Source organism: Nocardia sp. XZ_19_369 (assembly GCF_015355715.1).
Lineage (GTDB): Bacteria > Actinomycetota > Actinomycetes > Mycobacteriales > Mycobacteriaceae > Nocardia.
Map to the genome: position 1 here is coordinate 120,028 of NZ_JACVED010000004.1, position 26,373 is coordinate 146,400.

General features: G+C 69.1%; 13 protein-coding genes. 8 read left to right on the plus strand and 5 right to left on the minus strand.

The window, feature by feature from the left end; all coding sequences use genetic code 11:
* Positions 1 to 110: 110 nt before the first annotated feature.
* Together IBX18_RS15930 and IBX18_RS15935 are read left to right on the plus strand one after the other, a co-directional pair.
* Positions 111 to 878, plus strand: coding sequence for a response regulator transcription factor (locus IBX18_RS15930; RefSeq protein WP_194834444.1), 768 nt, complete (start codon positions 111 to 113; stop codon positions 876 to 878).
* A complete protein-coding gene (locus IBX18_RS15935) occupies positions 878 to 2,200 on the plus strand; it encodes a HAMP domain-containing sensor histidine kinase (protein WP_194834445.1) in 1,323 nt (440 codons plus the stop codon). Before IBX18_RS15930 ends, IBX18_RS15935 begins: the two co-directional genes overlap by 1 nt.
* A gap of 3 nt (positions 2,201 to 2,203) precedes the next feature.
* Here IBX18_RS15935 and IBX18_RS15940 read toward each other — a convergent pair whose 3' ends face one another.
* Both IBX18_RS15940 and IBX18_RS15945 read right to left on the minus strand, forming a co-directional pair.
* Positions 2,204 to 3,034 carry an SAM-dependent methyltransferase gene (locus IBX18_RS15940; protein ID WP_228541249.1) on the minus strand — a complete coding sequence of 277 codons (831 nt, stop codon included), beginning with the start codon at positions 3,032 to 3,034 and terminating at the stop codon, positions 2,204 to 2,206.
* Between the two features lie 66 nt (positions 3,035 to 3,100).
* Positions 3,101 to 4,081, minus strand: a complete 981-nt coding sequence (locus IBX18_RS15945; protein ID WP_228541250.1) for a hypothetical protein — start codon at positions 4,079 to 4,081, stop codon at positions 3,101 to 3,103.
* Between the two features lie 625 nt (positions 4,082 to 4,706).
* Between IBX18_RS15945 and IBX18_RS15950 the strand changes: the two genes are divergently transcribed.
* Positions 4,707 to 5,522, plus strand: a complete 816-nt coding sequence (locus tag IBX18_RS15950) for an alpha/beta hydrolase (RefSeq protein ID WP_228541251.1) — start codon at positions 4,707 to 4,709, stop codon at positions 5,520 to 5,522.
* Between the two features lie 59 nt (positions 5,523 to 5,581).
* On the opposite strand, the gene IBX18_RS15955 is transcribed toward IBX18_RS15950, so the two are convergent.
* Positions 5,582 to 5,833 carry a hypothetical protein gene (locus IBX18_RS15955; protein ID WP_147140756.1) on the minus strand — a complete coding sequence of 84 codons (252 nt, stop codon included), beginning with the start codon at positions 5,831 to 5,833 and terminating at the stop codon, positions 5,582 to 5,584.
* 9 nt (positions 5,834 to 5,842) lie between these two features.
* Positions 5,843 to 7,264, minus strand: a complete 1,422-nt coding sequence (locus IBX18_RS15960) for a S8 family serine peptidase (RefSeq protein ID WP_306796280.1) — start codon at positions 7,262 to 7,264, stop codon at positions 5,843 to 5,845.
* 481 nt (positions 7,265 to 7,745) lie between these two features.
* Between IBX18_RS15960 and IBX18_RS15965 the strand changes: the two genes are divergently transcribed.
* Complete coding sequence (locus tag IBX18_RS15965; protein WP_194834448.1) at positions 7,746 to 8,084, plus strand: hypothetical protein; 339 nt, start codon at positions 7,746 to 7,748, stop codon at positions 8,082 to 8,084.
* Between the two features lie 45 nt (positions 8,085 to 8,129).
* Here the strand turns inward: IBX18_RS15965 and gndA are convergent, their stop codons facing one another.
* Positions 8,130 to 9,584: an NADP-dependent phosphogluconate dehydrogenase gene (gndA, locus tag IBX18_RS15970; protein ID WP_194834449.1), complete on the minus strand. Its 1,455-nt coding sequence runs from the start codon at positions 9,582 to 9,584 to the stop codon at positions 8,130 to 8,132.
* A 273-nt stretch (positions 9,585 to 9,857) separates the two neighbouring features.
* Between gndA and IBX18_RS15975 the strand changes: the two genes are divergently transcribed.
* The 4 genes from IBX18_RS15975 to IBX18_RS15995 all read left to right on the plus strand — a co-directional run bounded on the left by IBX18_RS15975 (position 9,858) and on the right by IBX18_RS15995 (position 26,373).
* The gene (locus IBX18_RS15975; RefSeq protein WP_194834450.1) at positions 9,858 to 10,817 is read left to right on the plus strand and encodes a purine nucleoside permease; all 960 of its coding nucleotides are present in this window, start codon (positions 9,858 to 9,860) and stop codon (positions 10,815 to 10,817) included.
* Between the two features lie 191 nt (positions 10,818 to 11,008).
* Positions 11,009 to 11,863 carry a siderophore-interacting protein gene (locus IBX18_RS15980; RefSeq protein WP_194834451.1) on the plus strand — a complete coding sequence of 285 codons (855 nt, stop codon included), beginning with the start codon at positions 11,009 to 11,011 and terminating at the stop codon, positions 11,861 to 11,863.
* A 108-nt stretch (positions 11,864 to 11,971) separates the two neighbouring features.
* Positions 11,972 to 25,369, plus strand: coding sequence for a non-ribosomal peptide synthetase (locus tag IBX18_RS15985; RefSeq protein WP_306796281.1), 13,398 nt, complete (start codon positions 11,972 to 11,974; stop codon positions 25,367 to 25,369).
* Positions 25,366 to 26,373 (plus strand): ABC transporter substrate-binding protein, encoded by a 1,008-nt coding sequence (locus IBX18_RS15995; protein ID WP_194834452.1) that lies wholly within the window; start codon positions 25,366 to 25,368, stop codon positions 26,371 to 26,373. The genes IBX18_RS15985 and IBX18_RS15995 overlap by 4 nt, the downstream gene beginning before the upstream one ends.

Sequence of the window (26,373 nt, forward strand, 5' to 3'; positions counted from 1 at the left end):
CCCGAACAGCGCCGCACCCTCTCTCGGGATCCGCACTGCCTACGGGCGCCCGGAGTCGGTGCGGATCCCGAGAGGGAGTGCGGGAATTCTGCGCACTCGGCGGACGGGTGATGGCGGTCACGAAGGGGGTGCTGGATCCGGCGGATTCGCTACTGGCCAGCAACAATGTCGGCGTGACCAGATCGAGCTCGCCAGTGCCTGCCGCGTCCGTGCTTGTTGTCGAGGACGACCCGCATGTGCGCAGCACGCTGGATCAGTTGCTTCGCTTCGAGGGGTATCGCGTCCATCTGGCCGCAGACGGGCAGCAAGCCCTGGAGATGCTCGAGGAGATACAGCCGGAACTGGCTGTGGTCGATGTGGTGATGCCGCGGCTGGACGGACTGTCGCTGTGCAGGCTGCTGCGCCGCCGCGGTGACCGGCTGCCGATTCTGGTGCTCACCGCGCGGCACCAGGTCGGTGATCGGGTGGCCGGGCTGGACGCGGGCGCGGACGACTATCTGGCCAAACCGTTCGCGACCGATGAGTTGCTGGCCAGGCTGCGGGCGCTGCTGCGCCGCAGCACCCTGGATGAGGACGCCACCGTGCTTTCGGTCGACGATCTGACGTTGCATCCGGCGACGCGCGAAGTTTTTCGCGGGCAGCGGCCGATCGAGCTGACCAAGACGGAGTTCGACGTGCTCGAACTTCTGCTGCGCAATGCGCGAATCGTGTTGTCCCGCAGTCGGATCTACGAGCACATCTGGGGTTTCGACTTCGACACCGAGTCCCGCTCGCTCGATGTGTACATCGGCTACCTGCGGCGCAAGACCGAGCAGAACGGCGAACCGCGGTTGATCCACACCGTCCGCAACGTCGGCTACGCCGTGCGGCCCGCCTGATGTTGCGGGCCAGGATCACCCTCGTCGTCATCGTGGCCGTGGTGGCCGCGATCGTCGTCACCCTCGCGACGTCCTACCGCGGGGTGTCCGAGCTGGTCGCCGAGCAGATCGACCGCAGCCTCAACGACCGTGCCGACGCCGTGCTCGCGGTGCTGCCCGCCGTGCTGCCCGAGCGGTCCGACACCATCGAGCAACTGCTGTCGGCCGACGGCGCCGCCCACCCGCTGATACCAGGGCACGTGTCGCTGCCGGTCGCCGAGGCCGACCGCGCGGTCGCCAGAACCGGCAGCGGCACCGCCGAATACAACATCGAGCTGGACGGAATGCCCTACGGCATCCTCACCAAGCCGCGCCCCGGCGGCGGCGCGGTGATGGTGGCGCAGCGGTACCAGGAACCTGAACGCATCGACAACGAATTCCTTTGGCGCACAGGTGGTATCACCGCTATCGCGGTGGCGCTGTCGGCGCTGCTGAGCTGGCTGGCCATCGGCCGCATCCTGCGGCCGGTCCGGCGACTGCTCGCGGCCACCGAGCAGATCAGCTCCACCCAGGACCTGTCGGTGCCGCTGCCGCCCACCGGCCGAGACGAAATCGGCAGGCTCACCGGATCTTTCGATACGATGCTCGGCGCGCTACGCCGCTCCCGGGCCCAGCAGCAGCGGCTGGTCCAGGACGCCAGCCACGAGCTGCGGACCCCGCTCACCTCGATTCGCGGCAGCGCCGAACTGCTGCAACGGGCGCGGGGCCGACTCGACCACGACGACGAGACCCAGGTGCTCGATACCTTGGTCAAGGAGTCCGCGGCGCTCGACGCATTGGTCGCCGAACTGGTCGAACTCGCCACCGACCAGCACACCGCCGAAGAACCCACCGAGGTGGACCTGCCCGCGCTGGCCGAGGACTGCGCGCAACGTTTCCGGCACCGCAGCGGGCGCGCCATCACCGTCACCGCCGACGATCCCACCCCCGTACTGGCGCGGCCGCGGGCACTCGCGCGGTGTGTGGACAACCTGCTCAACAATGCGATCAAGTTCAGCCCGCCGGACACCCCGGTGGAGGTGCGCATCCGGCACACCGAGGTGACGGTGCGCGACCACGGACCGGGCATCGCCGCCGACGACACCACCGCGATCTTCGATCGGTTCTATCGCGCCGCGAACACCCAGGGCACACCGGGTTCCGGGCTCGGTCTCGCCATTGTCGGAGACATCGTTGCCGCACACCACGGCACCGTTTTCGCCGAGCCTGGACCCGGCGCGCGCATCGGCTTCCGGCTTCCGCCGATCGGGCCGTCCAGCGCGCACCGTCGCCGTCGGGGGTGAGGGTCAGTCCTTGCGTCCGATGGCGCCGTAGATCACCAGCCGGGTGGCGGGCAGGCGCTCGTCGAGCCATTTCTGCACCGGCGCCACACCCGGTTCGATCAGCTCGAACCCGTCGAAGAACCGCGCAGTCTGCTCCCGAGATCGGTAGACGACCTGGGATGGCGTGGCGTTCGTGTCCTCCTGCGACTGACCGATGAAGTCGGGATGAGTCTCGTTGGAGCCGTGGGTGATCGCGAGATAGCTGCCCGGCGCCATCATCTCACGAAACGCGGCGACGATCCCGGCCGGGTTCTCGTCGTCCATCACGTAATGCAGCACGCCGATGATCAACACGGCGACCGGTTGGTCGAAGTCGATCCCGGCTTCGAGCTGCAGCCGATCGATGATCGTCGCCGGTCTGCGAATGTCGGCCTGCAACGCCGTCACGCCGGGCGCATGGGCCAGCAGCGCGTCGCAATGCGCGTGCACGACCGGGTCGTTGTCGACGTAGGCCACCCGGATCGACGAGTCGATCTTGCCGGCCACCTCGTGCACGCTGGGAGAGGTCGGAATGCCCGCGCCGAGATCGATGAACTGGCGGACACCGGAATCGGCGGCCAGCTGCACCGACTTCACCAAGAACTGCCGGATGTACCGGGCCAGGGTTCTGGTGTCGGGGGCGATGGCGAGCATGCGTTGCGCGACCTCGCGGTCGATGTCGTAGTTGTCCTTGCCGCCGAGTAGATAGTCATAGATCCGGGCCGAGCTCGGCACCTTCGGGTTGAGTCCTGGTGCTCGATCTATGTCAGACAAGGTTTCCTCCCGATCCTCGACCATAATCGTAGCGATCATCATCACTGGATGGTGCGTCTGGACGTGGTTCGACCGGCAGCGATGCGGGCCGGGTAGCGCGCTCGCGAATCACTCACTCGCCGTTAGTGTATTGGCTCGCGCCATCAGTTCGTCGGCCATCGGCCGTGATCTGCGGCCGAGACCGCAGGCGGTGGCTACGCCGTCGACCGGCCGGCCGAGTGCGTGCTCGATGAGCTGCAAGGTCTGCCGCTGCTGCGCCTCGGTCGGTAGGTCGTGCACCAGGCCCGCATAGAAGGCGGTGCCCTCGCGCAGCGCCAGATTGCCAAGGGGCGCATAAAATTTCGGCTCGGTGGACGGTGGTTTGTCGCCCGCCGCGAACGGTCCGTGAATATATTCCAGGGTCCGGTCCGCCGGCCAATGCCCGACGACCGAGTTGGCCAGATCGACCAGCGGTCGAGCGGTGCGCAGGGTGGCCCTGGCCTTGTTGTTCAGGCTACCGAGGCACAGGTGTACGCCGATGCGGGTGCCCGGCGGGGCCGCCGCCGCCAGTTCGGCGATGCCTTTGCCCAGGCCGAGTGCACGGTTGACCAGTCGGTGCAGCGGCTGGGTCGCGGCCATCAGCACCAGCTCCGCGGTGGCTTCGAGCTGGATGACGACGTCGTCACCGGCCAGCGCGCGGATCGCCACGATGTCGCGCACCGTCGCATCGGTGAAGGCCTTTTTGTTTCGCAGTAGTCCGGAAACACCCATCGCGACGAACGCCATGGTGAAATCGGTCGGCATCCCGATCTGTAGCGCCAGGCCGGGTAAATCCCTTGCCGCGCGCAGCGAGGCGAATATCGGTACCGCTTCCTCGGCCTCGCGGAGATATCCGAGATCCATCATGTGGCCGGTGAGCTTCTTGCCGCCTGCGGCGCGATAGATAGTGCGGTTCCGGCTGGTGTCCCACTGGCCGGGTTTCTTCGACTCCAAAGCGCCTTGCGTTACCAGATCTTCGATGATCGGGCGAATGTAGAACTCGTAGCGTCGCGTCTCGCCGGTGGGCAGTGTCCGTAGTCGTGATCCCGCGCTGTCGAGCATTGCTCTCATAGCTTCATCAGTGCTCTCAGCCGGAAAACTTCCTACGAAGTGCACCGCTCGCGTACCCATGGGGCGGATACTAGACCGACGGTTTGCTGTGTGCGCTCCTCGATACGAGTCGTTGCCCTTCCGTTACGACCTACGCTGGGGCGGGTGCGCAGGCGATCCGCGTTACCACATGATCGCTGCGAATCCCGCTGCCGGGGGCCATCATTCGCCGAGTGCTGGTGGACACGCCGACGGCACACGCCGAGGAGGCGACATGGTGGCGCGGTTTACCAAGTGGGGCAATGTATCTCCGTCGGTGTGGCCGACAGTGGGGATCTTCCCCTAATCTCGTTGATAGGTATTGCGCATGGATCAGTTCGCGGGTTAGCCTCCGGGTTGATGACTCAACAATGGGTGCCACAATGGTTACCCTCGTGTATCTCCGAGGGGAGAGCGTCGCGTGCGGGCTTCGATCTGGTTATTTGTCGTATCAACAATCCTCTGTCTCACGCCGGGCATTGCCCGTGCTGATCACCCCGCGTTATCCGAAAGATGCACTGCGATTTCCTTTCCGGTGCCACCGACCGGAAATCTAGCCGCCGACTTGTGTATGCCGGCCACGCCGACGGACATCATCATGGTGTTGATGCCGGGCTCCAATTACAACCACACTTACTGGGATTTCCCTTACGCCCCAGAGACTTATAACTTTCGGCGCGCGATGAATGCCGCGGGGTACGCGACACTGGTGGTCGATCGGTTCGGCAACGGAGACAGCACTCGGCCGCCGAGCGCGTCGCTGACCGCGACCGGTTCGGTGCAGGCCCTGCATCAGCTCGTCGGCGCGGTCCGGCAGGGGCTGCCCGGTGTGCAGCCGTTCCGGAAGGTGATCACCGGCGGGCATTCGCTCAGCTCCGGCGTCGCGGTCATCGAGGCCAGCACCTATCACGACGTCGACGGTGTGCTGCTGACCGGGTTTTCGCACAGCCTGAACATGGCCGGAACGCTCAGCGTGGTCGGCACCTACTATCCGGCGGCGCAGGATCCGCGCTTTGCCGGGCAGGGATACGACCCCGGCTATCTGACCACGCGGCCCGGCACGCGTGCCTACGATTTCTACGGCGAGGGGAATTACGATCCCGCGGTGCTCGCGACCGACGAGGCGACCAAAGAAGTCTTCTCGCTGACGGAGTATCCGGACGGCTTGACCTCCACCCTGCCGCCGACAACCAACTTCATCGACGTACCGGTGCTGGTCGTCAACGGAAGTGCGGATCGGTTGTGCCTGAACACATGTGCCAACAACGCGGCCCTGGCCGCCGGTGAGGCACCGTATTTCAGTCCCGCCGCCAAGTTGCGCACCTATGTGCTGCCCGGTAGTGGGCATTCGGTGAATATGGCGCGGAACACCGCCGAATACCAAGCGGCTGTGAAGGATTGGATGTCCTCGATGTTCAAGTGACTAGCTGGTCGGCCACGAACTGTGCGTGGGTTCGTGGCCGACGAACCGGGCAGCGCCGCTCACGCGCTGGGCTCAGCGCCCGATCCGTTGCCCGGCTCGATGCGCGGGTCCGCGAAAATCTGGATATCGGGTCCGTAGGTATTCACCCGAGCCGCCGCCGCATCGGTCACCCGCAGGGCGTACAGCCCGGCCTCGGGGTCCACGGGGACCAGACCGAAGGCGATATCGACGTCGTCGACGGTGAGCTTCAGCTCGCGCAGCGCGGCGGTCAGGGTCGCCTCCCGGGGGAGCCGAATGGTGAGCAACGGCATGCCCCTACGTTACGCGCGGGACGTGGTTCGTTTCAGTTCCGCGAGGATCGCGGCCGCGTCGACGACGCCGTACCCGTAGTCGTAGTTGTAACCCCCGGCCTGCGCGGCTGCGGTCCGCTGCACCAGCGCCCGCAGTTGGGCGGGCGGCAACTCGGTGGCCGACCATTCGGTGCGGATGGCCGCGACCAGACCCGCCGCGACCGGGCACGCCGCGGAGGTGCCGGTGTCCGGGTCGGTCGCGCCGAAGGCCGTCGACCCGAGGAAGTGGGTGTAGGCGCAGACATCGGGCTTGCGTGCGGTCAGGCGGCCCGGCCCCTGGGACGAGTAGCCCACCCGCTGGCCTGCGGTGTCGACGCCGCCGATGGACAGGACGCTCGGATGCGAGTTGGCCCCACCGATCGGCTTGTCCTTGTACGCGCAGCGGCCGTCCGGGCAGTCCCGCCCGCAGTTGCCCGCGGCGAAAAGGACGTCGGCGCCCGCGGTTTCGAGCGAGCCGACGATCACGTTGAACGGGTGCGCCGGATTGTCGGAGTAGTTGCCCGGCTGCCCGACCGGAAAATCCCAGCTGGGGGAGAACGAACCCCAACTGTTGCTGATCACCAGGGCGCGCGAGGCGGCAGGCTGATCGGTGAGCACCGTGCGCAGGTGGGCGTAGGCGGCCAGCGCGTCCGACAGCAGCCCCTCCATCACCGTGCCGCCCGGTCGCTCGCTCCGCAGCACCGGGATATCGATCAGCGCGGCCTTCGGCGCGCCGATCAGCGCGTCGAACGCGCACATCGTGCCGTGGTCGACGGGGAACTCGCCCGCAGTCCCGCTGACCCCCGGCGGGTTCCAGCTGCGCGCCTTGTCGATCGTCACCGGCCGGCCGCGCACCTGCTTGACCCGTGCGGCATTGATGCCGGTGTCGACGATGGCCAGTGCCACCGACTTACCGTCCAAGCCCGCGGCCGTCAGATCGCCGTGGTGCAGCAGGGTTTCGACGTCGTGCCAGTTGCCGACGGCGGGCGTGTCGCCACAGGTGAGATTGGTCTGAATGGCGGGATCGGCGAATACTCCGGTGACGCCGGGCGAGGCAGACAATTGCGACAAACTTTCCGCGAGGACGTCGTCGTCGATTACCCCGCGCACCACCACCGACGCATTGTCCGGTTGCAGCGCATAACTCAACTGATCGGATTCGGTCACGGCGGCAACACTTTTCGGTATCGCCACGGGAGCGAAGGAATGATCGAGCTCGATGCCGCGCAGATGCCCGGCAATGTCGGCGGAGGCGACCGGAACCGCGCGATCGGCCACTGCGGTAATCAGATCGACGGAAGGGCGAAGCTGAATAAGTACGCGCATGCCCGACATAATGCCGCCCTCCGGCCCGAAGTTCGCGTCGGCCACGCCACATACGGCCGAACTCGACACGACTGTCCGGGCCGCCACGGCGAGAACCGCAAGCTGCCAGCAATTTCGCCGAACAGGGTGTCATATATCACAATACGCCGCCCGCGACGCCCGATGACGCCCCTAATCGAACCCTAGGGGCAGCATGTGGGTGGGTTCCGAAGCGAACGTCGCGCATCGTTTCCGCTAGTCATAGCCAGAAAGGCTGTGGTGCAAACATATTGACGCCTGGGCGGCTGGGAAACCCTCTGCTAGTGCATCTTTCGGTGCCGGGACACTGTCACGTCACCTTGACGATCGCTAGTCTCGGAGGGGTCGCCGACCGCCGCTGGATCCCATCGGCCGGAGCGGCAACCACGTTCGACCAGTGCATCTCGATATTTGATGGGACGGTTTGATGAAATCACGAACATTCTCGGGCTTATCGGTAGTGGCCGCTATCTCGGGTATCACGGCAACGATGGTCGGTGCCCCCGCCGCCTTCGCCGCCCCACCCGCGCCGTCGGACAAACTATGCACCATGTCCTACCCGGTCCCGGCGGGCGACTTCACCACTCCGGCATCCAGCGATGTATTCGCGATCTCCAGTAACGGCACGCTCGATCTGAAGCTCCAGACGAACGCGGGAACGGATAACGCCTACGAACAGAAATTCTCCGTGGTCTGGGCGAATATCGACACCGGCAAGAGTGGCGTGGCGGATACCTCCGCCGTGGTGAAAGGCCCGGAGAACGTCCTGTCCATCCCCGCAGTCGAGACGAAACCCGGCCGACTTGCCTTGACCCTCAGCGTGTTCAACCATGGCGAGGGCCAGAACTACACCAATGGCGAGTGCAGCGTGGAGTACCAGGCGCAGTAGCCGAACGGCCCGGCCGATGGTCGGCCGGGCCACTCGGGTCGAGGTTCAGTCGGCCTTGATCTCGCTGCGGTCGCCGCTCCACAGCGTGTGGTACTTGCCCGGCATATCGATCCGCTCGTAGGTGTGCGCGCCGAAGTAATCACGCTGGGCCTGGGTGAGGGCGGCCGGCAGACGCTCGGCGCGCAGGCCGTCGTAGTACGCGAGCGACGACGCGAAGGCGGGCACCGGGATGCCGAGCTGGACGGCGGCGGACACCACGCGGCGCCAGCTGTCGATCGCGTTCTCGATGGCTTCCTGGAAGAACGGGTCCAGGATGAGGCTCGGCAGTTGCGCGTTGGTGTCGTAGGCGTCCTTGATGCGGTTCAGGAAGCGGGCGCGGATGATGCAGCCGCCGCGCCAGATGGTGGCGAGGTCGCCGGGGCGCAGGTTCCAGTCGTATTCGGTGCTCGCCGCGGCGATCTGATCGAAGCCCTGGGCGTAGGCGACCACCTTGGACGCGTACAGCGCGCGCTCGATGTCCTTGGTGAACTGCTCGACGTCGGTGGGCTTGTCGGCGAGCCGGCCCGCGGCCAGTCCGACGGCGGCGCGGCGCTGGCCGGTCGCCCCGGACAGCGCGCGGGCGAACACCGCCTCGGCGATGCCGGTCACCGGGACGCCGAGGTCCAGCGCGGCCTTGACGGTCCAGCGGCCGGTGCCCTTCTGCTCGGCCGCGTCGAGGATGACATCGACGAGCGGCTTGCCGGTCTTGGCGTCGACCTGGTTGAGCACCTCGGCGGTGATCTCGACGAGGTAGCTCTCCAGCTCACCCTGGTTCCAGCCGGTGAACACGTCGGCGATCTGCTTGGCGTCGAAGCCGAGCGCGTCGCGCAACAGGTGGTAGGCCTCGCCGATGAGCTGCATGTCGGCGTACTCGATGCCGTTGTGCACCATCTTCACGAAGTGGCCCGAGCCGTCCGGCCCGATGTGCGTGCAGCACGGGGTGCCGTCGACCTGCGCGGCGATCGACTCCAGCAGCGGGCCGAGCACCTCGTAGGACTCCTTCGGCCCGCCCGGCATGATCGCCGGACCGTTCAGCGCGCCCTCCTCGCCGCCGGAGATGCCGGCGCCGACGAAGTGCAGGCCGCGTTCGCGCAGCGACTTCTCCCGGCGGATGGTGTCGGTGAACAGGGCGTTGCCGCCGTCGATGATGATGTCGCCCTCGTCCATGGCGGCGGCGAGTTCCTCGATCACCGCATCGGTCGGATCGCCGGCCTTGACCATGATCAGCACCCGGCGCGGCTGCTGCAGCGCGCCGACGAACTCCTCGATCGTCTCGGTGCGGACGAAATCGCCCTCGTCGCCATGCGCCGCGAGCAGCGCGTCGGTCTTGGCGATGCTGCGATTGTGCAGTGCGACGGTGTGTCCGTGCCGGGCGAAGTTGCGCGCGATATTGCTCCCCATCACCGCGAGGCCGGTGACCCCGATGTGGGCGCGTGCGTTCGATCCCGCCGAAGACGTCATGCTGAAAAGGCCTTTCACTCGGCGCGGACCCGGCCGCGCTCCACCGACTTCTCGACTTGTGAGCGTGCTGCTGATCGCCCTGGCAAGCGGTGCGCACCGAAGCCGCAGGTAGCGGGCCCGGTGGTTCCGCTTGTGTCGCAAGAGAACCTGTCGTCCAACCTACATGGGTGCCCTGCCGGGCCCGTCGGGTCGGCCCCGGTTCGAGTGGCTCGACGTTCGTGCAGGTCACCGTGGTGGCGAGGTGTGCAAGGGGCCTTGGCATAGGATCGCCGGGTGCCCCTACGTCGCTGGATAGTCGCGTTGACGGTGTTCACCACGGTCGCCATGACCGCGGGCTGCGGCGACGGGGGAAAGCCCGCCGCAGGCCCGGTCGAGGTCGGCGTTCTGGTCATCACGATGTTCGATCCGGAGACCGAACCGTGGTTGCAGCGGGAGTCGTTGCCGATCACTGTCGAGGTGCCGACCGCGTATAAACCGGTGCACTGCAACGCCGACGGACTGTGCGTCGCCGAGACCGGGCAGGGCAAGACCAATGCCGCGGCCACCATGATGGCCCTGCTGGACAGCCCGAAACTCGACTTCACGAAGGCCCACTTCCTCACCGTCGGCACCGCGGGCGCGCCGCCGGACCAGGTCACCCTCGGCTCCGCGACCTGGGCCCGCTGGGTCGTCGACTTCGATCTGGGCAACCACCTCGTGCCCGCCGAGGCGCCGAGCCTGCCGCACGGCTACCGACCCGTCGAGAACTACAACACCGCCGCCTACCGGCTGAACGACGAGCTGATCGACACCGCCTTCGGCCTGACCGAGCACGCCACGCTGGCCGACAGCCCCGAGGCCGCCGCCGAACGCGCGCTGTTCGGCCAGGCGGGCCGTAAACCGTCGGTTGCCAAGTGCGACACCATGACCGGCGACGACTGGTTCTCCGGCAAGGAACTCTCCGACACCGCCCGGCACATCATGGGTGTGCGCACCAATGGTCAGGGCAACTACTGCACCACGCAGATGGAGGACAACGCGACGGCCGCCGTCCTGGACCGGCACGGTTATCTCGACCGGTACCTGGCCCTGCGCACCGTGAGCAATTTCGACCAGCCGTATCCGGGGCAGACTGTGCTCGACCATCTCGAGCAGCAGTCCGCGGGTTTCCGTCTGTCGCTGGACAACGGTTACGCGGTCGGGCGCACGGTCGTCGACTACTTCCTGAAGAATCGATACCAACCGGCGCGCTGACCCGGTGGTGGCGGGCCGCTGCCCGGCGCGGGTGCGGGCGAATGTGAGCTGCACCCGCCCGTCTTGTCTGTAAAATTAAGTTAGGCTAACCTCATGTTTGCGCTGCGCAGCGCACAATCGACTCGTCAGGTCGAGGGGTTTCCAAGCAACGCAAGGGATATCACGCACATGAGGAAGATCGGCGCGGCCGCATGAACCGAGCTGCTCATCGCGAACGAATCGCTGAGGTGCTCGATCAGGGCGCGGGTGGGGCGAAGGTGCCGTACCCGGTCGGGCTGCGCGAAGCGACGGTACGGGACGCGCGGATGGTCGGCGCCGGCCTGCTCCGGTTGACCTTCGCCGGGCCCGAGCTGGCCGGCTTCGAGAGTCATGCGCCCACCGAGCACGTCCGGCTGATCTTCCCCGACGCCGACGGCACGCAGCGCCTGCCCGAGCAGGTCGATCTGTCCCTGAAATGGCCACGCCCGCTGCCACTTTCGCGGGAGTACACGGTACGTCGCTACGACCCGGTCGCCAACGAGCTCGACATCGACTTCGCGGTGCATCCCGGCGGGCACGCCGCGGAGTGGGCCGTCGCCGCGACACCGGGGACCAGCGTGTACATCGCGGGACCGCCCGGGGGACTGGTGGTGCCGTTCACCTACGACCGCTATCTGCTGGCCGGGGATATCACCGCACTGCCTGCGATCGCCCGCTGGCTCGAGGCGCTGCCGTCGGACGCGGCCGGGTGGGCGTTCGTCGAGGTGGCGGACGCCACCGAGGAGGTCGAGCTGCTCGCCCCCGCAGGCTTCGAAGTGCGGTGGCTGCATCGCGGGGCCGCGGCGCCGGGGACCTCGGATCTGCTCGAGCGTGCCGTGCGCGCGGTGCCGATCCCCGAAGGCGAGCGGGTGTATGCCTGGATCGCCGCCGAGGCGGGGGTGGTGCGGCCGCTGCGGCGCTGGGTGCGCGAGGTACTGCGCGCCGAGCCCGGTGACGCCGAGGTGACGGCCTATTGGAAGCGCGGCGAGCCGGACTTCGACGAAGACCACGAGGAAGCCGACGCCTAGCGGCGCAGGCGACTTCGGCACGACCCGCCTGCCACCGAGGTGACTCGGCGGCAGGCGTTTGAACGTAGGTGGCTCGAGATTGAGGAATGGGTTGTGACGGTTACTCCGGTGGATGAGCACGCAGAGCTGGCGCTGACCGGAGCGCAACTCGGCATCTGGAACGCTCAACGCCTCGAACCCGAAATGCTCAGCTATCTGGTCGGTGAGGTGCTGGAGATCGCGGGCACCGAGCCCATCGACCTCGCGGCGCTGCAGACCGCGATCCGGCGCACCATCGCCGAAACCGACACCATGCGCCTGCGTTTCCGCGACGGACCCGAGGGGCCCCGGCAGTGGATCACCGACGCCGAGCCGGAGCTGCGCAGCACCGTGGACCTGCGCGACGAGCCCGATCCCACCGCCGCCGCGCACCGGATGGTCGCCGCGGAACGGCAACGGGCCGCGGAGTACTGCCGCGTCATGGTCGATCGCCAGCTCTTCAGCTACACGCTGCTCCGGCTGTCCGACACCGAGGTGTGGTGCGTCCAGCTGTACCACCACTTGATCATCGACGGCTATAGCACGGCCATGGTCTCGCGCCGGGTCGCCGCCCACTACACCGCACTGGTGCGCGGAAAGACGGTCGCTCCTGTCAAGTGGGGAAATATCCCCACTCTGGTCGCCGAGGAGGCCGCGTATCTGGCGGGCCAGGAGGTCGAGCGCGACCGGGAGTACTGGCGCGACCTGCTGACGCCGCTGCCGTCCCTGGACGGACGCGGTAATCCGCCCGACGGCCCCGCAGAGCGGACCAACGAGGCGCGTGCCGTGCTCGACGCCGAATTCATGAAGCGCGTCAACGCGATCGCCGAGGCGTCGGGCACCACCTGGGCCGACGTACTCGTCGGCTGCTACGCGGGCTTCGTGTACCGGCTGATCGGCGACCCCGACGTGGTGATCGCCCTGCCGGTGATGGCTCGCGTCGGCCGCACCGCCCTGACCACGCCGTCCATGGCGGTCAATGTGCTGCCGCTGCGGTTGGCCGTGTCCAGCCACGATCGTCTCGCGGAACTGAGCAAGCGGGTCGCCGACGCGCTGCGCGGCGTGCGCGCGCACCAGCGTTACCGCGGCGAGAACCTGGCTCGCGAGTTCACCGGTGCGCTGCTGCACGGCATCGGGATCAACCTGAAGGCGTTCGACGTCGCTCTCGATTTCGCCGGTGCCGTCGGCACTTTGCGCAATGTCGCGGGTGGTCCGCCGGAGGATCTCGGGCTCACCGTCACCCCGCTGTCCGGCGGGCGGCTCCAGCTCGGGTTCGAGGTCGACGCTCGCTCGGTCAGCGACGACGTGGTGCGGCGGCGGATGGCCGCGCTGGTCCGGATGCTCACCGAACTCACCGACGGGATGGACCGGCCGATCGGCCGGATCACGCCGTACCCGCCCGAGGACGGCGCGCGCGTGCTGGCCGGCCGGGCGAGCGGACCGCTGGCCGGTGCGCCGGAAGAACTGTGCGCCGCGCTCGATCGGCTCGTCGCCGAGCAGCCGGACCACATCGCCCTCGTCAGTGGCGCAACACGACTCACCACCGCCGAACTCGGCAGCCGAGTGCATCGGCTGGCCCGGTATCTGCGTGGCAAGGGCGTCGGTCCGGACGACATCGTCGGTATCGCGCTGCCGCGCACCGCCGACCTCGTGGTCGCGATGCTCGCCGTGCAACATGCGGGGGCGGCGCACCTGGTGCTGGACCCGGAGCACCCGGCCGAGCGGCTGCGCGACATCGTCGACGACGCGTCCCCGGTGCAGGTGCTCGCGGATGCCGCCCTGGTCGAGGTGCTGTCCGGCGGGTCGCGGCCGACGCCGATCCGGTTGTTGGACACCGAGATCCAAGAGCTGATCGGGCAGCAGGCGGACGGCCCGCTGACCGAGGCGGACCTGGCCGCCCCGCGCAACGCCGAGCATCTGGCCTACGTGATCTACACCTCCGGTTCCACCGGACGGCCCAAGGGCGTGCTCGTGCGCTGCGGTGGCGCGGCGCATCTGCTGCACCATCACCGGTCGACCATCTATGCCGCCGCCGCGGCGGGTGTGGGCGGCGGGCAGCTGCACACGGCGCACACCGCGTCCTTCTCCTTCGACGACTCCTTCGACCAGTTGCTGTGGCTGCTGTGCGGGCACCGGATGCACCTCTACGACACCGAACTGCTGCGCGACGCCGCCGCCCAGGTGGCGGCGTTCGCCGCCGACCGGATCGACGTGGTCGCCACCACGCCGTCGATGGCCGCGGCATTGATCGACAACGGCCTGCTCAGCGCGGAGCACCGCCTGCAGCTGCTGCTGCTCGGTGGCGAGGCGGCCTCGCCCGCCCTGTGGGAGTCGATCGTGCGCTCAGGCGTGCCGTCGCGAAACATCTACGGCCCCACCGAGGTAACCGTCGACGCGATCAGCGCACCGGTGACGGGCGCGGACCCGTACATCGGCATCCCGCTGGCGGGGACCAGGACATACCTGCTGGACAGCGCATTGCAGACGGTGCCGGACGGCGAGATCGGCGAGCTGTACCTGGCCGGCCCGCAATTGGCCCGCGGCTATCTCGGGCGGCAGGTGCTGACGGCCGAGCGGTTCGTCGCCGATCCGTTCGGTGCGCCGGGAGATCAGATGTACCGCACCGGAGATCGCGCCCGCTGGGTGCCGGGCCACGGGTACGAATACCTCGGCCGCGGCGACAATCAGGTGCAGCTGCGCGGGTTCCGGGTGGAGTTGGGCGAGGTCGAGGCGATCCTCGGCGCATTGCCCGGTGTTGCCGCAGCGGCCGCGATGATCCGGGACACCGCCGGTCACGCCCAACTGGTCGGGTACCTGGTACCCGCCTCGGGGCAGCGGATCGCCGAAGCGGCCGAGCTACGCCGCACACTCGCGCAATCGGTGCCCGATCATCTGATTCCGTCGGCCATCGTGGTGCTCGACAGACTGCCGATCACCATCAGCGGAAAGCTCGACCGCGCGGCATTGCCCGCGCCGCCACCGGTGGTTTCCACCGGTCGTGTGCCACGCACCGAGCAGGAAAAGGCCCTGTGCGACGTGGTCGCCGAAGCGCTCGGCAGACCACCGGTGAGCGTCGACGACGACTTCTTCGGCCTCGGTGGCGACAGCATCACCGCGATCAGTGTCAGTAGCCGTTTGCGCGCACACGGGCTGATGGTCCCGCCGAAAGCACTGCTCGCCCAACGTGATCTCGGCTCCATCGCCGCGTCGGCCGAACGGATCGACGGCGCAGCGATCGTAGTCGCGGCCGACGAAGCGACGGGTGCGGTCGCGCTGCCGCCGATCGTGCGCGCGCTGCTCGACGCGAACTCGACCAAGCAGGCAATCGATGGGTATGCCCAGTGGACCGCGCTCGGTCTGCACGAACGGCTCGCCTTCGACGACCTCGTCGCCGGGGTACAGGCCATGCTCGATCGCCACGATGTGCTGCGCTCGGTGCTCGAGCTGCGCGGACCGGAAACGACACTGACCATCGGCGCGGTCGGCTCGGTTCGCGCGGCGGATCTCGTCGTCGAGACCGCCCTGCGGGAGTCGGACGACATCGCCGCGCTGGCCGAGGAACTCGCGCAACAGCTGGACCTGGGCCGCGGTCATTGCCTGCGCGTGGCGCTGGTGCGTACCGCGCAGGACACGCCGGATCGACTGATCCTGGTGGCCAATCACCTTGTCGTGGACGGGGTTTCCTGGCGGGCGCTGCTCCCGGAGCTGTATGCGGCCTGCACCGCGGTAAGCGAACAGCGTGCGATCGAGCCGACCCGCAAGGGTAGTTCGTGGCGGCGCTACGCCACCCTGCTGGCCGAGGCGGGTGCGGACGGTACTCGCGGATCGGAACTCGACTACTGGCAGGCGGCACTCGGCGCGGACCCGGTGGCGCCGCTCGGCACGCGTGCGCTCGACCCGAGCCGCGATCGCGCCGAAAGCGCCGTGCGCACCCACACTTTCGCCGCGCCGGTGCTCACCGACGCGCTGCTCAGCACCCTGCCCGCGGCCTATCGGGCCCGCACCGACGAGGTGCTGCTCGCCGCGCTGATACTCGCGGTGAACTCGTGGCGGCACAGCCGAGGTGAGGCGCTGGAGGCCGGTCGGCCGGTCACCGTCGAGGGACATGGCCGCGACCCGCTGACCGCCGACACCGATTTCGCGGACACGGTCGGCTGGTTCACCAGCGAATACCCGATCTGGGCTCCGGCAACCGGAATCGACACCGCGGCAGGCCTGACCGAAGCGCTCGCCGGTGGCGCGGCGGCCGGACGGCTGTTGCGGGCGGTGAAGGAGGCCAAGCGCGCGGTCCCCGACGGCGGCGTCGGCTACGGCGTGCTGCGGTACCTGGACCCGAGGACCGAACCGGTGCTCGCGGGCAAGGCCGCGCCCGAACTGCTGCTCAACTACCTCGGCCGGTTCGCCGCCGCGCCCGGCACCGGTTGGCAACTGCCGGAGCAGGACCCGTTCTCGGTGTTCGAACCGAAGACGAAGGCGATGTCGGACGTGCTCGCGCTCAACGCCTTCGTGCACGAGCAGGGCGCGCCGAGCCTCGCGGTGGAGTGGACCGCGGCGGGCGATGTGCTCGGCGCGAGCGAAGTCGCCGAGCTGCAAGAGCATTGGGGACTCGCACTCGAAGCCTTCGCCGCGCACGCGGTGCTGTTCCACGGCGGCCTGACCCCCTCGGATTGCCCGGAAGTGCCTGCCACGCAAGACGCGATCGACGAGCTGGAGGCGGTGCACGGTCCGCTCGCCGCGCTGCTGCCGCTCTCGCCGCTGCAGGAAGGGCTGCTATTCCACGCGATCCGGGACGGTGCGGCCGACGTTTACACCCTCACCGCGCGGATCGACCTGACCGGCCCGCTCGATGCGCAGCGGCTGGAGCGCGCCTTCGATGGCGTCGTGGCCCGACACCCTAATCTCGGTGCGGCGTTCGACTATGCGGTCTTGGAACAACCGGTCCAGGCCATCCCCCGGGCGATCGAGGTGCCGTGGCGGCAGGTGGATCTGTCCGCGCTGCCCGTGCGGACCGCGGTCGCGGCAGCCGAGCGGCTGGAAGCCGAAGCAGCCGAACACCATTTCGTGGTCGATCGGTCGCCGATGTTGCGCGCCTTGCTGATTCGACTGCCCGGCGATCAGCACCGTTTGGTGCTCAACGCGCACCACCTGCTGACCGACGGCTGGTCGACGCCGATCATCCTGCGTGAGCTGCTCGCGCTCTATCACGACGACTACTCCGCACTGGCCACGCCGACCCAGTACCGCGACTACCTCGCGTGGATGGCGGGCCGGGACCGCGACGCGGTGCGGGCAGCCTGGTCCGACCGCCTCGCCGGGCTCACCGCGCCGAGCATCGTCGGTACCGATTCGACAGGCGCGCAGGACTTTCGGCAGCGCACGGTGCCGTTGGCCGAGACGCACGGCGCCGAGCTCGCCGCGCTCGGGCGGCGTCGCGGCTTGACGGTGAACACCCTGGTGCAGGGCACCTGGGCGCTCGTGCTCGCGGAACTCACCGGCCGTACCGACGTGGTGTTCGGCGCGACGGTATCCGGTCGCCCCGCCGAGCTGCCCGGCGTCGAGGGCATGGTCGGTTTGTTCACCAACACCATTCCGGTCCGCTGTAGCTTCGCACCGGAGCGAGCGCTGCTCGACCAATTCGCCGAACTGCAGGAAACGCAGTTCGCCATGCAGGAATTCGAGCAGGCGAGCCTCGCCGAGATCGAGCATGCCGCCGGGCTCGGGCAACTCTTCGACACGCTGGTCGTCTTCGAGAACTTCCCGAATTCCGATGCACAGCAGCCGGACTCGCACGAGCTGCGCATCGCCGGGTTCCACAATCACGGCCTGACGCACTACCCGATCACGTTGCTCGCGCCGCCCGGTGACCGACTGGAACTGGTGCTCTACCACAATCGCGCCGCCATCGCGGACGCGACGATCGCGCGCATCAGCGACCGACTGGCGGAGATCCTGCGCGCGCTGGTCGACGCTGAGGACACCCGCGCAGACGAGCTCGTGGACATGTCCGGCTGGGCCGACCCGATCGAGACCACACCGGTCCTGCCGGAGCCGACGCGGCGTCCTCGGGCGCTCGACGCCGCCGTGGCCACCGATGACGCTGTGCTGGAAGCGATCCGCGAGGGCGTGGCGGCGGTGCTCGAGGTCGAGGCGGTCGGTGCCGACGAGGACTTCTTCGCACTCGGCGGACATTCGCTGACCGCGATGCGGCTGGTCGGCCAATTGCGCAGGGCCGGTCTCCGTATCGTCATCACCGACGTGTTCGACGCGCCGACCGCGCGTGCGCTCGCGACGCGCGCGCAGATCGATCAGCAGCGCTTCGCGGTCCGGCACACCACCGCCGACGCCGAGACACCCGGTGACGCAACGGCATCCGTCGATCTCGAGGTCGCGCCGAGCGATGGCCCGGCGGCGCTGCTGTCCCCGGCGCAGGAACGACTGTGGTTCCTGCACCGGCTGGAAGGACCGTCGACCACGTACGACGAGGCGAGGGTCGTGCGCGTGCACGGCACCCTGGACACCGACGCGCTCGCCGCGGCGTGGCGTGACGTGCTGGCCCGGCACCCTGTGCTGCGCACCGCGTATCCGTCGGCCGCCTCGGGTTCGGCGACCATGCTCGAGCTGCACGCCGACGAGGCGTCCGGCCTGGACATCCGGGCGGTGAGCGCCGAAGGCGCGGACACCGCGATCGCGACCTGCCTGGCCGAACCGGTGGACATCACCGGCGCCGCGCCCGCCAGGGCGACCCTGCTCACGGTGGCACCGGACGAGCACATCCTGATCGTCGTCGTGCACCAGATCGCCTTCGACGCGGCGTCGCTGCGTCCGCTGTTCGGCGATCTCGACCTCGCCTACCGGGCCCGCCTGAACGGCGCCGCGCCGCAGTGGGATTCGGCCGCCGACTACCTCGGCTACGTGACGCGTGAGCGCCACCGGGAGGACGAGGGCGCCTACGCCGACCAGTTGGCGTACTGGCAGCAGCAGCTCGCCGGCCTGCCGGTGGAGCTGGAGCTGCCGTTCGATCGCCCGCGTCCGGCTCGTGCGGGCTATCGCGGATACACCGCCGTCCGGCCGCTGACCGACGAAGTGCGCACGGGGATCACCGAATTGAGCGCCGAACACGGCGTCAGCCCGCTGATGGTGCTGCAGGCCGCGGTCGCCGCGACGTGGTCGGCCTTCGGTGCGGGCCGCGATATTCCGCTGGGCAGCACCGTCTCGCACCGCGACAGCGCGGACAGCGGCGACACCGAATTCGCGGACACCATCGGCCATTTCAGCAACACCCTGGTGCTGCGCTGCGACCTGACCGGGCGGCCGAGCTTCGCGGAGCTGCTGCGGCGGGTGCGCGCCACCGCGCTCGACGCACTCGCGCACCAGGACGCACCGTTCGAGCGGGTGATCGGCGCGGTGTCCCCGCCACGGTCGCTGGCCAAGCATCCGTTGTTCCAGACGATGGTCGGTTACGAACCCGCGCCGAACCTGCCGAGCCTGGGTGGGCTCAGCGTCGAGCCGTCGGAACCTGCCACGACCGCCGCACGGTTCGATGCCGCGGTGTGGTTCGCGGAGGCACAGGAAGGCCAGTCGGCGCTCCTGCGGCTGGTGGCCGATGCCGACCTGTTCGATCCCGCCACCACCGATGCGCTCCTCGACGGCGTGCTCGCCACGCTGGACCGGGTGGTGCGCGACCCGGCGGCCGGAATCTTCGATTCCCCACTGCATCAACCGGATCCGAGTCGTGATCCGGTCCGGCGCGTGAAGACCCCGCCGGGTGTCGCGATGCGCTTCGCCGAGCAGGTGCGCCAGCACCCCGACGCCGTCGCGTTGATCAGTGGCACGCAGTCGGTGACCTACGCCGAACTGGCCACGCGGACCGAGGAATTGGCCGCGCGGCTGCTCGCCGCCGGTGCGGGTGAGGAGCAGGTGGTCGGGGTCGCGCTCGCGCGCACGACCGATCTGGTCGCCGGCCTGCTGGCCGTGCTGCGCGTCGGCGCCGCCTACCTGCCGCTGGACGTCGACTATCCGGCGGACCGGCTGGCGTACATGCTCGCCGACGCGACGCCGGTGTGCGTGCTCACCAGCTCCGATCTGGCCGATCGACTCCCGGCGCGGCGACCGGCGCTGGTCCTGACCGACGACGAAACCGGAACGGCCGCACCGGCGATACCGGAGCCGCAGCCCGCAGGCGCGCAGCTGGCCTACGTGATCCATACCTCCGGTTCGACCGGTCAGCCCAAGGGCGTGCTGGTCACCACGGCCAATCTCGCGGCCTTCGCCGAGACGGTGGGCGACGGCTGGATCGAGCCCGGCGACCGCATCGTCGCCGTGACGACGGTGTCCTTCGACATCGCCGTGCTCGAGTTGCTGCTGCCGCTGACCGTCGGCGCGACCGTGGTGCTCGCCGATCGCGCGACCGTGCGTGACCCGGATGCGTTGCACGCGTTGATCACGGACAGTGCCGCGACGGTCGTGCAGGCCACCCCGTCGCTGTGGCGGGTGCTGGTCGAACACGAGGACGCCGCTCGGCTCGGCACGGTGCGGGCACTCGTCGGCGGCGAGGCCTTGCCCGCGGACCTGGCAGCCGACCTGGTCGCGCACTGCCGGTCGGTGCGTAATGTCTACGGCCCCACCGAGGCAACGGTCTGGGCTACCGCCAGTGATCTGCGCGAAGGTGATCCGGTCACCATCGGTGCGCCGTGGGACGACGTGCACGTACGGGTGCTCGACGAACATCTGCGAGCGGTATCGGACGGTGTCGCGGGTGAGCTGTATCTCGGTGGCGCGCAGGTGGTTCGCGGATACCTCGGCAAATCCGCGCTGACCGCGGCGCGGTTCGTGGCCGACCCGGAAATGCCGGGTGCGCGGCTGTACCGCACCGGCGATCTGGTTCGCTTCCGGGCCGGGCGGCTGGAGTACCTGCGCCGCATCGACGATCAGGTGAAGGTCCGCGGGTTCCGTATCGAACTCGGTGAGGTCGAATCGGCGCTGCGGGGCGCCGCCGGGGTGGCGAGGGCCGCCGCCGCGGTGCGGGCGGACAGCGCGGGGACCGGCCGGTTGTTCGGCTACGTGGTCGCGCAGCCGGGCGCACAGCTCGATCCGGCCGCGGTGCGCGCCGAGGTCGCGTCGCTGCTGCCCGAATACATGGTGCCGCAAGCGATCACGGTGCTGGACGCGCTGCCGCTGACCCTCAACGGCAAGGTGGACCGGGCCGCACTGCCCGAACCCGCGCGTCCACGCGCCGCCCGCCGGGCACCGCGCACGGCGGGCGAGCGCACCTTGTGCGCGCTGACCGGCGAGGTGCTCGGCATCCCGGCTCCTGGACCCGACGACGCCTTCTTCGCGCTCGGCGGCGACAGCATCCGGTCGGTGCGATTGGTGACCGCGGCCCGGCGACACGGCTTGCTGCTCAGCGTCGCGGACGTCTTCGAACACGCGACCCTCGGCGAACTGGCCGCTGCCGCAACGCAAGTGCCTGCCACGGCGGGAACCGCCGCGGATCTGGTCACCCTGGACGACGACCAGCGCGCACGCCTGGATGCACTGTGCCAGGGATGGCAGGAGGTGCTGCCGCTCGGCCCGTTGCAGGAGGGCATGTACTTCCAGTCCGTGGTCGACAGCGCGGACGGTACCGACGCCTATCACATGCAGGCCCGGTTCCTGTTCGCGCCGGAGCAGCCGCCGCGGCTGGAGATGCTGCGCGCGGCCGTGGACGCGGTGCTGCGCCGACATTGGAATCTGCGCGCCGGGTTCACCCACGCCGGATTCGCGGCGCCGGTGCAGTTCGTCCCCGGCGCGTGGGAAACTCCGTGCCGCGAGGTCGATCTCACCGCGACACCGGCGGCCGACATCGATGCGGCGGTGGCGGCACTCGCGACCGAGGAGTACAGCGCGCCCTTCGATTTGGCCGCACCACCACTGCTTCGGCTGCTGCTGGTCCGGCTGCCGGACGGCGCGAGTCGCGCGATCTTCACGCTGCACCATCTGGTGATCGACGGCTGGTCCATCTCGCTGATGTTCACCGAGCTGTTCACGCTGTTCGAACAGGCCGAGGGCAGCTCTCCCGCCGAGCTGGACGCCGTGCTCGCACCCGCGGCCGACTTCCGGGACCAGCTGCGCTGGGTGGCCGGGCTGGACCATGATGCGTCCGAAAAGGCGTGGCGCGCCTACCTGTCCGACCTCGCGCAGCCGACGTTGCTCGGCTCCGGCGCGGCGTCGGCCGTGCCGCAGCCGATGCGCAGTCTGATCGAGCTCACGCCGCAGACCTCCGCCGCACTGCGGGCGCTGGCGGGGGAGAGCCGGGTCACGCTGTCCACCGTGGTGTCCACCGCGTGGGGATTGACGTTGCGGGCGAGCACCGGCATGGACGACGTGGTGTTCGGCTCGACCGTGTCGGGTCGTTCGCCGGAGGTGCCGGGCTGGGAACGGATCATCGGGCTGGTGCTCAACACCGTTCCGGTCCGCGTCCGGGTGCGGCCGGGCGAGCCGCTGGTCGAGGTGCTGCGGCGGACGCTGCGCGAGCAGGGTGCGCTGGCCGAGCACCAGCAGCTCGGGCTCGGCCGAATCCAGCGCGCGGCAGGTCATCCGACGCTGTTCGACACCCTGTACGTGTTCCGCAATCTGCCGCGCGGCGAGGGCGCCGAAGACGTCTTCGCGCGCAACGGCGTCGTCTCGCGGGCGGCGCTCGACGGCACGCACTACGCGTTGACCCTCGATGTCGACCCGGGTGCCCCGGCCGATCCGCTGCGCATCGCGCTGGAGCATCGGTCGGACCTGGTGCCCGACGATCGGGCACAGGAGATCCTCGACCGCCTGGTCGGGATCCTGGAACTGCTCGCCGCGCCGGACACGGTCGCGGGCCGCAGTGTGGTCGCCGATGCCGCTGTGCCGGTGGCCGATTCGCCGGAGTTCACCCCGGAGCGGGTACCGGTGCCGCTGCCGGGAGAGCCCGGCGGCAGCGTCGACGCGCTGCTGCGGGAACGAGCCGCCGCCACGCCGGGCGCCATCGCCCTGGTGTGTGGTTCCGTCGCGCTCACCGCCCGGGAGATGGACGACCGGGTGGACCGGATGGCGCGACTGCTGGCCGGCCGCGGTGTGGGCCCCTCCGATGTGGTCGCTTTGGCCTTGCCGCGCATCGCCGATCACGTGGTGGCGATCTTCGCGGTCATGCGCACCGGCGCGGCCTATCTGCCGCTGGACCTGACGCATCCGCCCGCCCGGCTGCGCGGCCTGCTCGCGGACAGCGGGGCGGTGGCGCTGGTCAGCACCACCGAGCATCAGCACAGTGTGCTGGTCGGGCACGGCGGGCCGCGGGTGCGGCTGCTCATCGATCGGCCGGTGGTCGCCGCGGTGCTCGACGGCGTGGTGGCACCGCCCGCCGTGCCTGCTGCGGCGGTGGCCGGACCGAGCAGTGCCGATCAACCGGCCTACGTCATCTACACCTCGGGCTCGACCGGCCGTCCGAAGGGTGTCGTGGTCGGGCATCGCGGTCTGACCACGATGTACCACAACCACCTCGACGAGATCTTCGGTCCGACAGAGCGTTTCGCGGCGCGCGGCAGGCTGCGCGTCGCGCACACGGTCTCGTTCTCCTTCGACATGTCCTGGGAGGAGCTGTTCTGGCTGCTGGCCGGGCACGAGGTGCACGTCATCGACGAGCAGGCCCGGCTGGAACCCGCGGCCCTGGTCCAGCACTACCGCGAGGTCGGCATCGACGCGGTCAACGTGACGCCGTCCTACGCCCGCGAGCTGATCGCGGCGGGGCTGCTGGAGGGCTCGCACGTGCCCGCCCTGGTGCTGCTCGGCGGCGAAGCAGTGCCGTTGGACCTGTGGACGCTGCTGCGCGAGCATCCCGACGTCCTGGGCTACGACCTGTACGGACCGACCGAATTCACCATCAACGCCCTCGGATCGCCCGCCGCGGGCAGTCCCACACCGTGTTTGGGCAGGCCGGTGCGCAATGCGCAAGCGCGCGTGCTCGATTCGGGCCTGGCGGAGGTGCCGGTCGGCGCGCAGGGCGAGCTGTACCTGTCCGGTGACGGCATCGCGATCGGCTACCGCGACCGGACCGGGCTGACCGCGGGCACGTTTGTCGCGGATCCGTTCTCGCCCGACGGCGGCCGGATGTATCGCACCGGAGACCTGGTGCGCCGCAGGCCCGATGGTGAGCTGGAATACCTGGGGCGCGCCGATCATCAGGTCAAGGTGCGCGGCGTGCGCATCGAACTGGCCGAGGTGGAGGCGGCGCTCGCGGGGCTGGCCGGTGTGCGGCGGGCCGCCGCGAAGGTGGTCAAGGATGCGACCGGCCTGGCCCGGCTGATCGGCTACGTGATCCCGGAAACGGATTGGGTACCAAGGGATCTGCGTCCGGAGATGCGGGCTCTGGTGCCCGCCGCGCTGGTGCCTGCCGACGTGGTCGTCATCGAGGCGATCCCGCTGACCCCGAACGGCAAGCTGGACCGTGCGGCGCTGCCGGAACCGCAGCGGCGCACGGTCCGCCAGGCGCCGCGCTCGGCCCGCGAGCGTGCCGTGTGCGCGGTGTTCGAGCAGGTGCTGGAGCGGACCGAGGTGGATGTCGAGGAGAGCTTCTTCGATCTCGGCGGTGACTCGCTGCGGGCCATGCGCCTGCTCGGTGCGCTGGATCGGGCGCTCGGCGTGACGATCTCGCTCGGCACGCTCACCGCACGGCCGACGGTCGCCGAACTCGCCGCATTCCTCGACGGCGCCGATGTCGTTGCCGCAGGGCCGGACTCGCCGCTGCTCAGTCGCGATCACGTGGTGGTGCTGCGGGACGGTGGCGCGAAGGCTCCGCTGTTCTGTGTGCATCCGGCGGGTGGATTCGCCTGGCAGTTCCTGCCGTTGGCCGGTCGGCTGGCGGGCGACCGGCCGGTGATCGGATTGCAGTTGCCCTCGCTCAGTGGTGGCGCGGCCGCGAACTCGATCGAGGAGCTGGCCGAGCGGTATGTCGCCACCGTGCGCGCGCATCAGGCCACCGGGCCATACCACCTGCTCGGCTACTCGTTCGGCGGCAACGTGGTGCACGCGATGGCGGCGCGGCTGGCCGCGGCGGGTGAGTCGGTCACCTTCACCGGGCTGATCGACACCGCACCGCCCGGCCGCTCGGTCCGGCAGGCCGCTCGCGAAATCGACGGCCTGGTAACGGGATTGGCACCGGAGGTCCTCGCACAAGATCCCGGACTGCCTGCCGCACTGCGGGCCGGATTCGACGAGTGCGGGCGCGTGCTCGAGAAGTCCTCGGTGCCCGAGTATTCCGGCTTGCTGACGCTGTTCACCGCCGACCGGCCGTACCCCGGCGGCCCGGCCGCGCCAGGACACGCGCTGGCCGACGGCTGGCGGACGCTCGGCCTGGACCCGGAGGTGCACCACCTCCCCTTCGACCATGCCGGACTCGTGACGGCGGCCGGGTGGGCCGAGCTCGTCCCGCTGCTCGACCGAGCACTCGACCTGGAAATGTTTTCTACCCAAGGAGATCGATGAAGTCAGCAAGAACGTCCGGTACCCGGGGCAGAATGCGGCGCGCCGCCGCGTTGCTCGGCGGTCTGTCCATGGCGCTCACCCTCGTGGTCGGCTGTTCCTCGGGCACCGACGATGCCGCCGCCGCGGAACAGACCAGGACGATCACCACCGATCGCGGCCCGGTGACCGTGCCGGGTCAAGCCAAACGCATCGTCGTGCTCAGCGGCAGCATGGCCGACTACCTGTATGCCATCGATGCGCCGGTGGTGGCCACCGACACCAGGATCATCGGTGTGACCAACCTGGACGGCGGCTTCCCGCCGCAGTGGGCCGAGAAAGCCAGGTCGCAGGGCAGCAAGCCGTTGCCCGCGGGCGCGGAGCTGAACATCGAGGCGGTGGCCGACGCGAACCCGGATCTGATCATCGGTGGTGGTCAAGGCATCACGGCCGTGCAGGCCGAGAAGCTCTACGACAAGCTCACCGCGATCGCGCCGACCGTGCTGGTGCCGCCGAAGGTGACCAACTGGCAGGAACAGCTGCGGCTCATCGCCGACGCGACCGGTCGGGCGGACAAGGTGCCCGCGCTGCTGAAGGCGTACCAGGACAAGGCCGCTCAGGTAAAGGCGTCGGCCAAGATCCCCACCGGCAAGGTGGTCTACATCGTCTCCGTGGCCAACAAGGTGCCGTACCTGGTGCCGCAGACGGCCGCACTGCCCGTCCAGTTGGCCGAATTGGGCTTCGACGCCGACGACGTGCTCGCCAAGGCAGGCAACCCGCCGCTGTTCGGCTCGGGTGACTCCTTCGAGGTCAGCCTCGAGCTGATCGACCGGATCGCCGACGCGCCCAACGCCATCGTGATCCCGGTCGGCGGCCCCGGCGCCGCCGAACTGGCGCAGAACCCGCTCTACGCGCGGCTGCCCGCGTTCCGCGACGGCAAGGTCATCGAGTTGCCCACGACCAGCTACCGGCCGGACTACCACAGCGCGCTGAACACGCTGGACGTCATCGCGAAGAAGCTCGGCTGA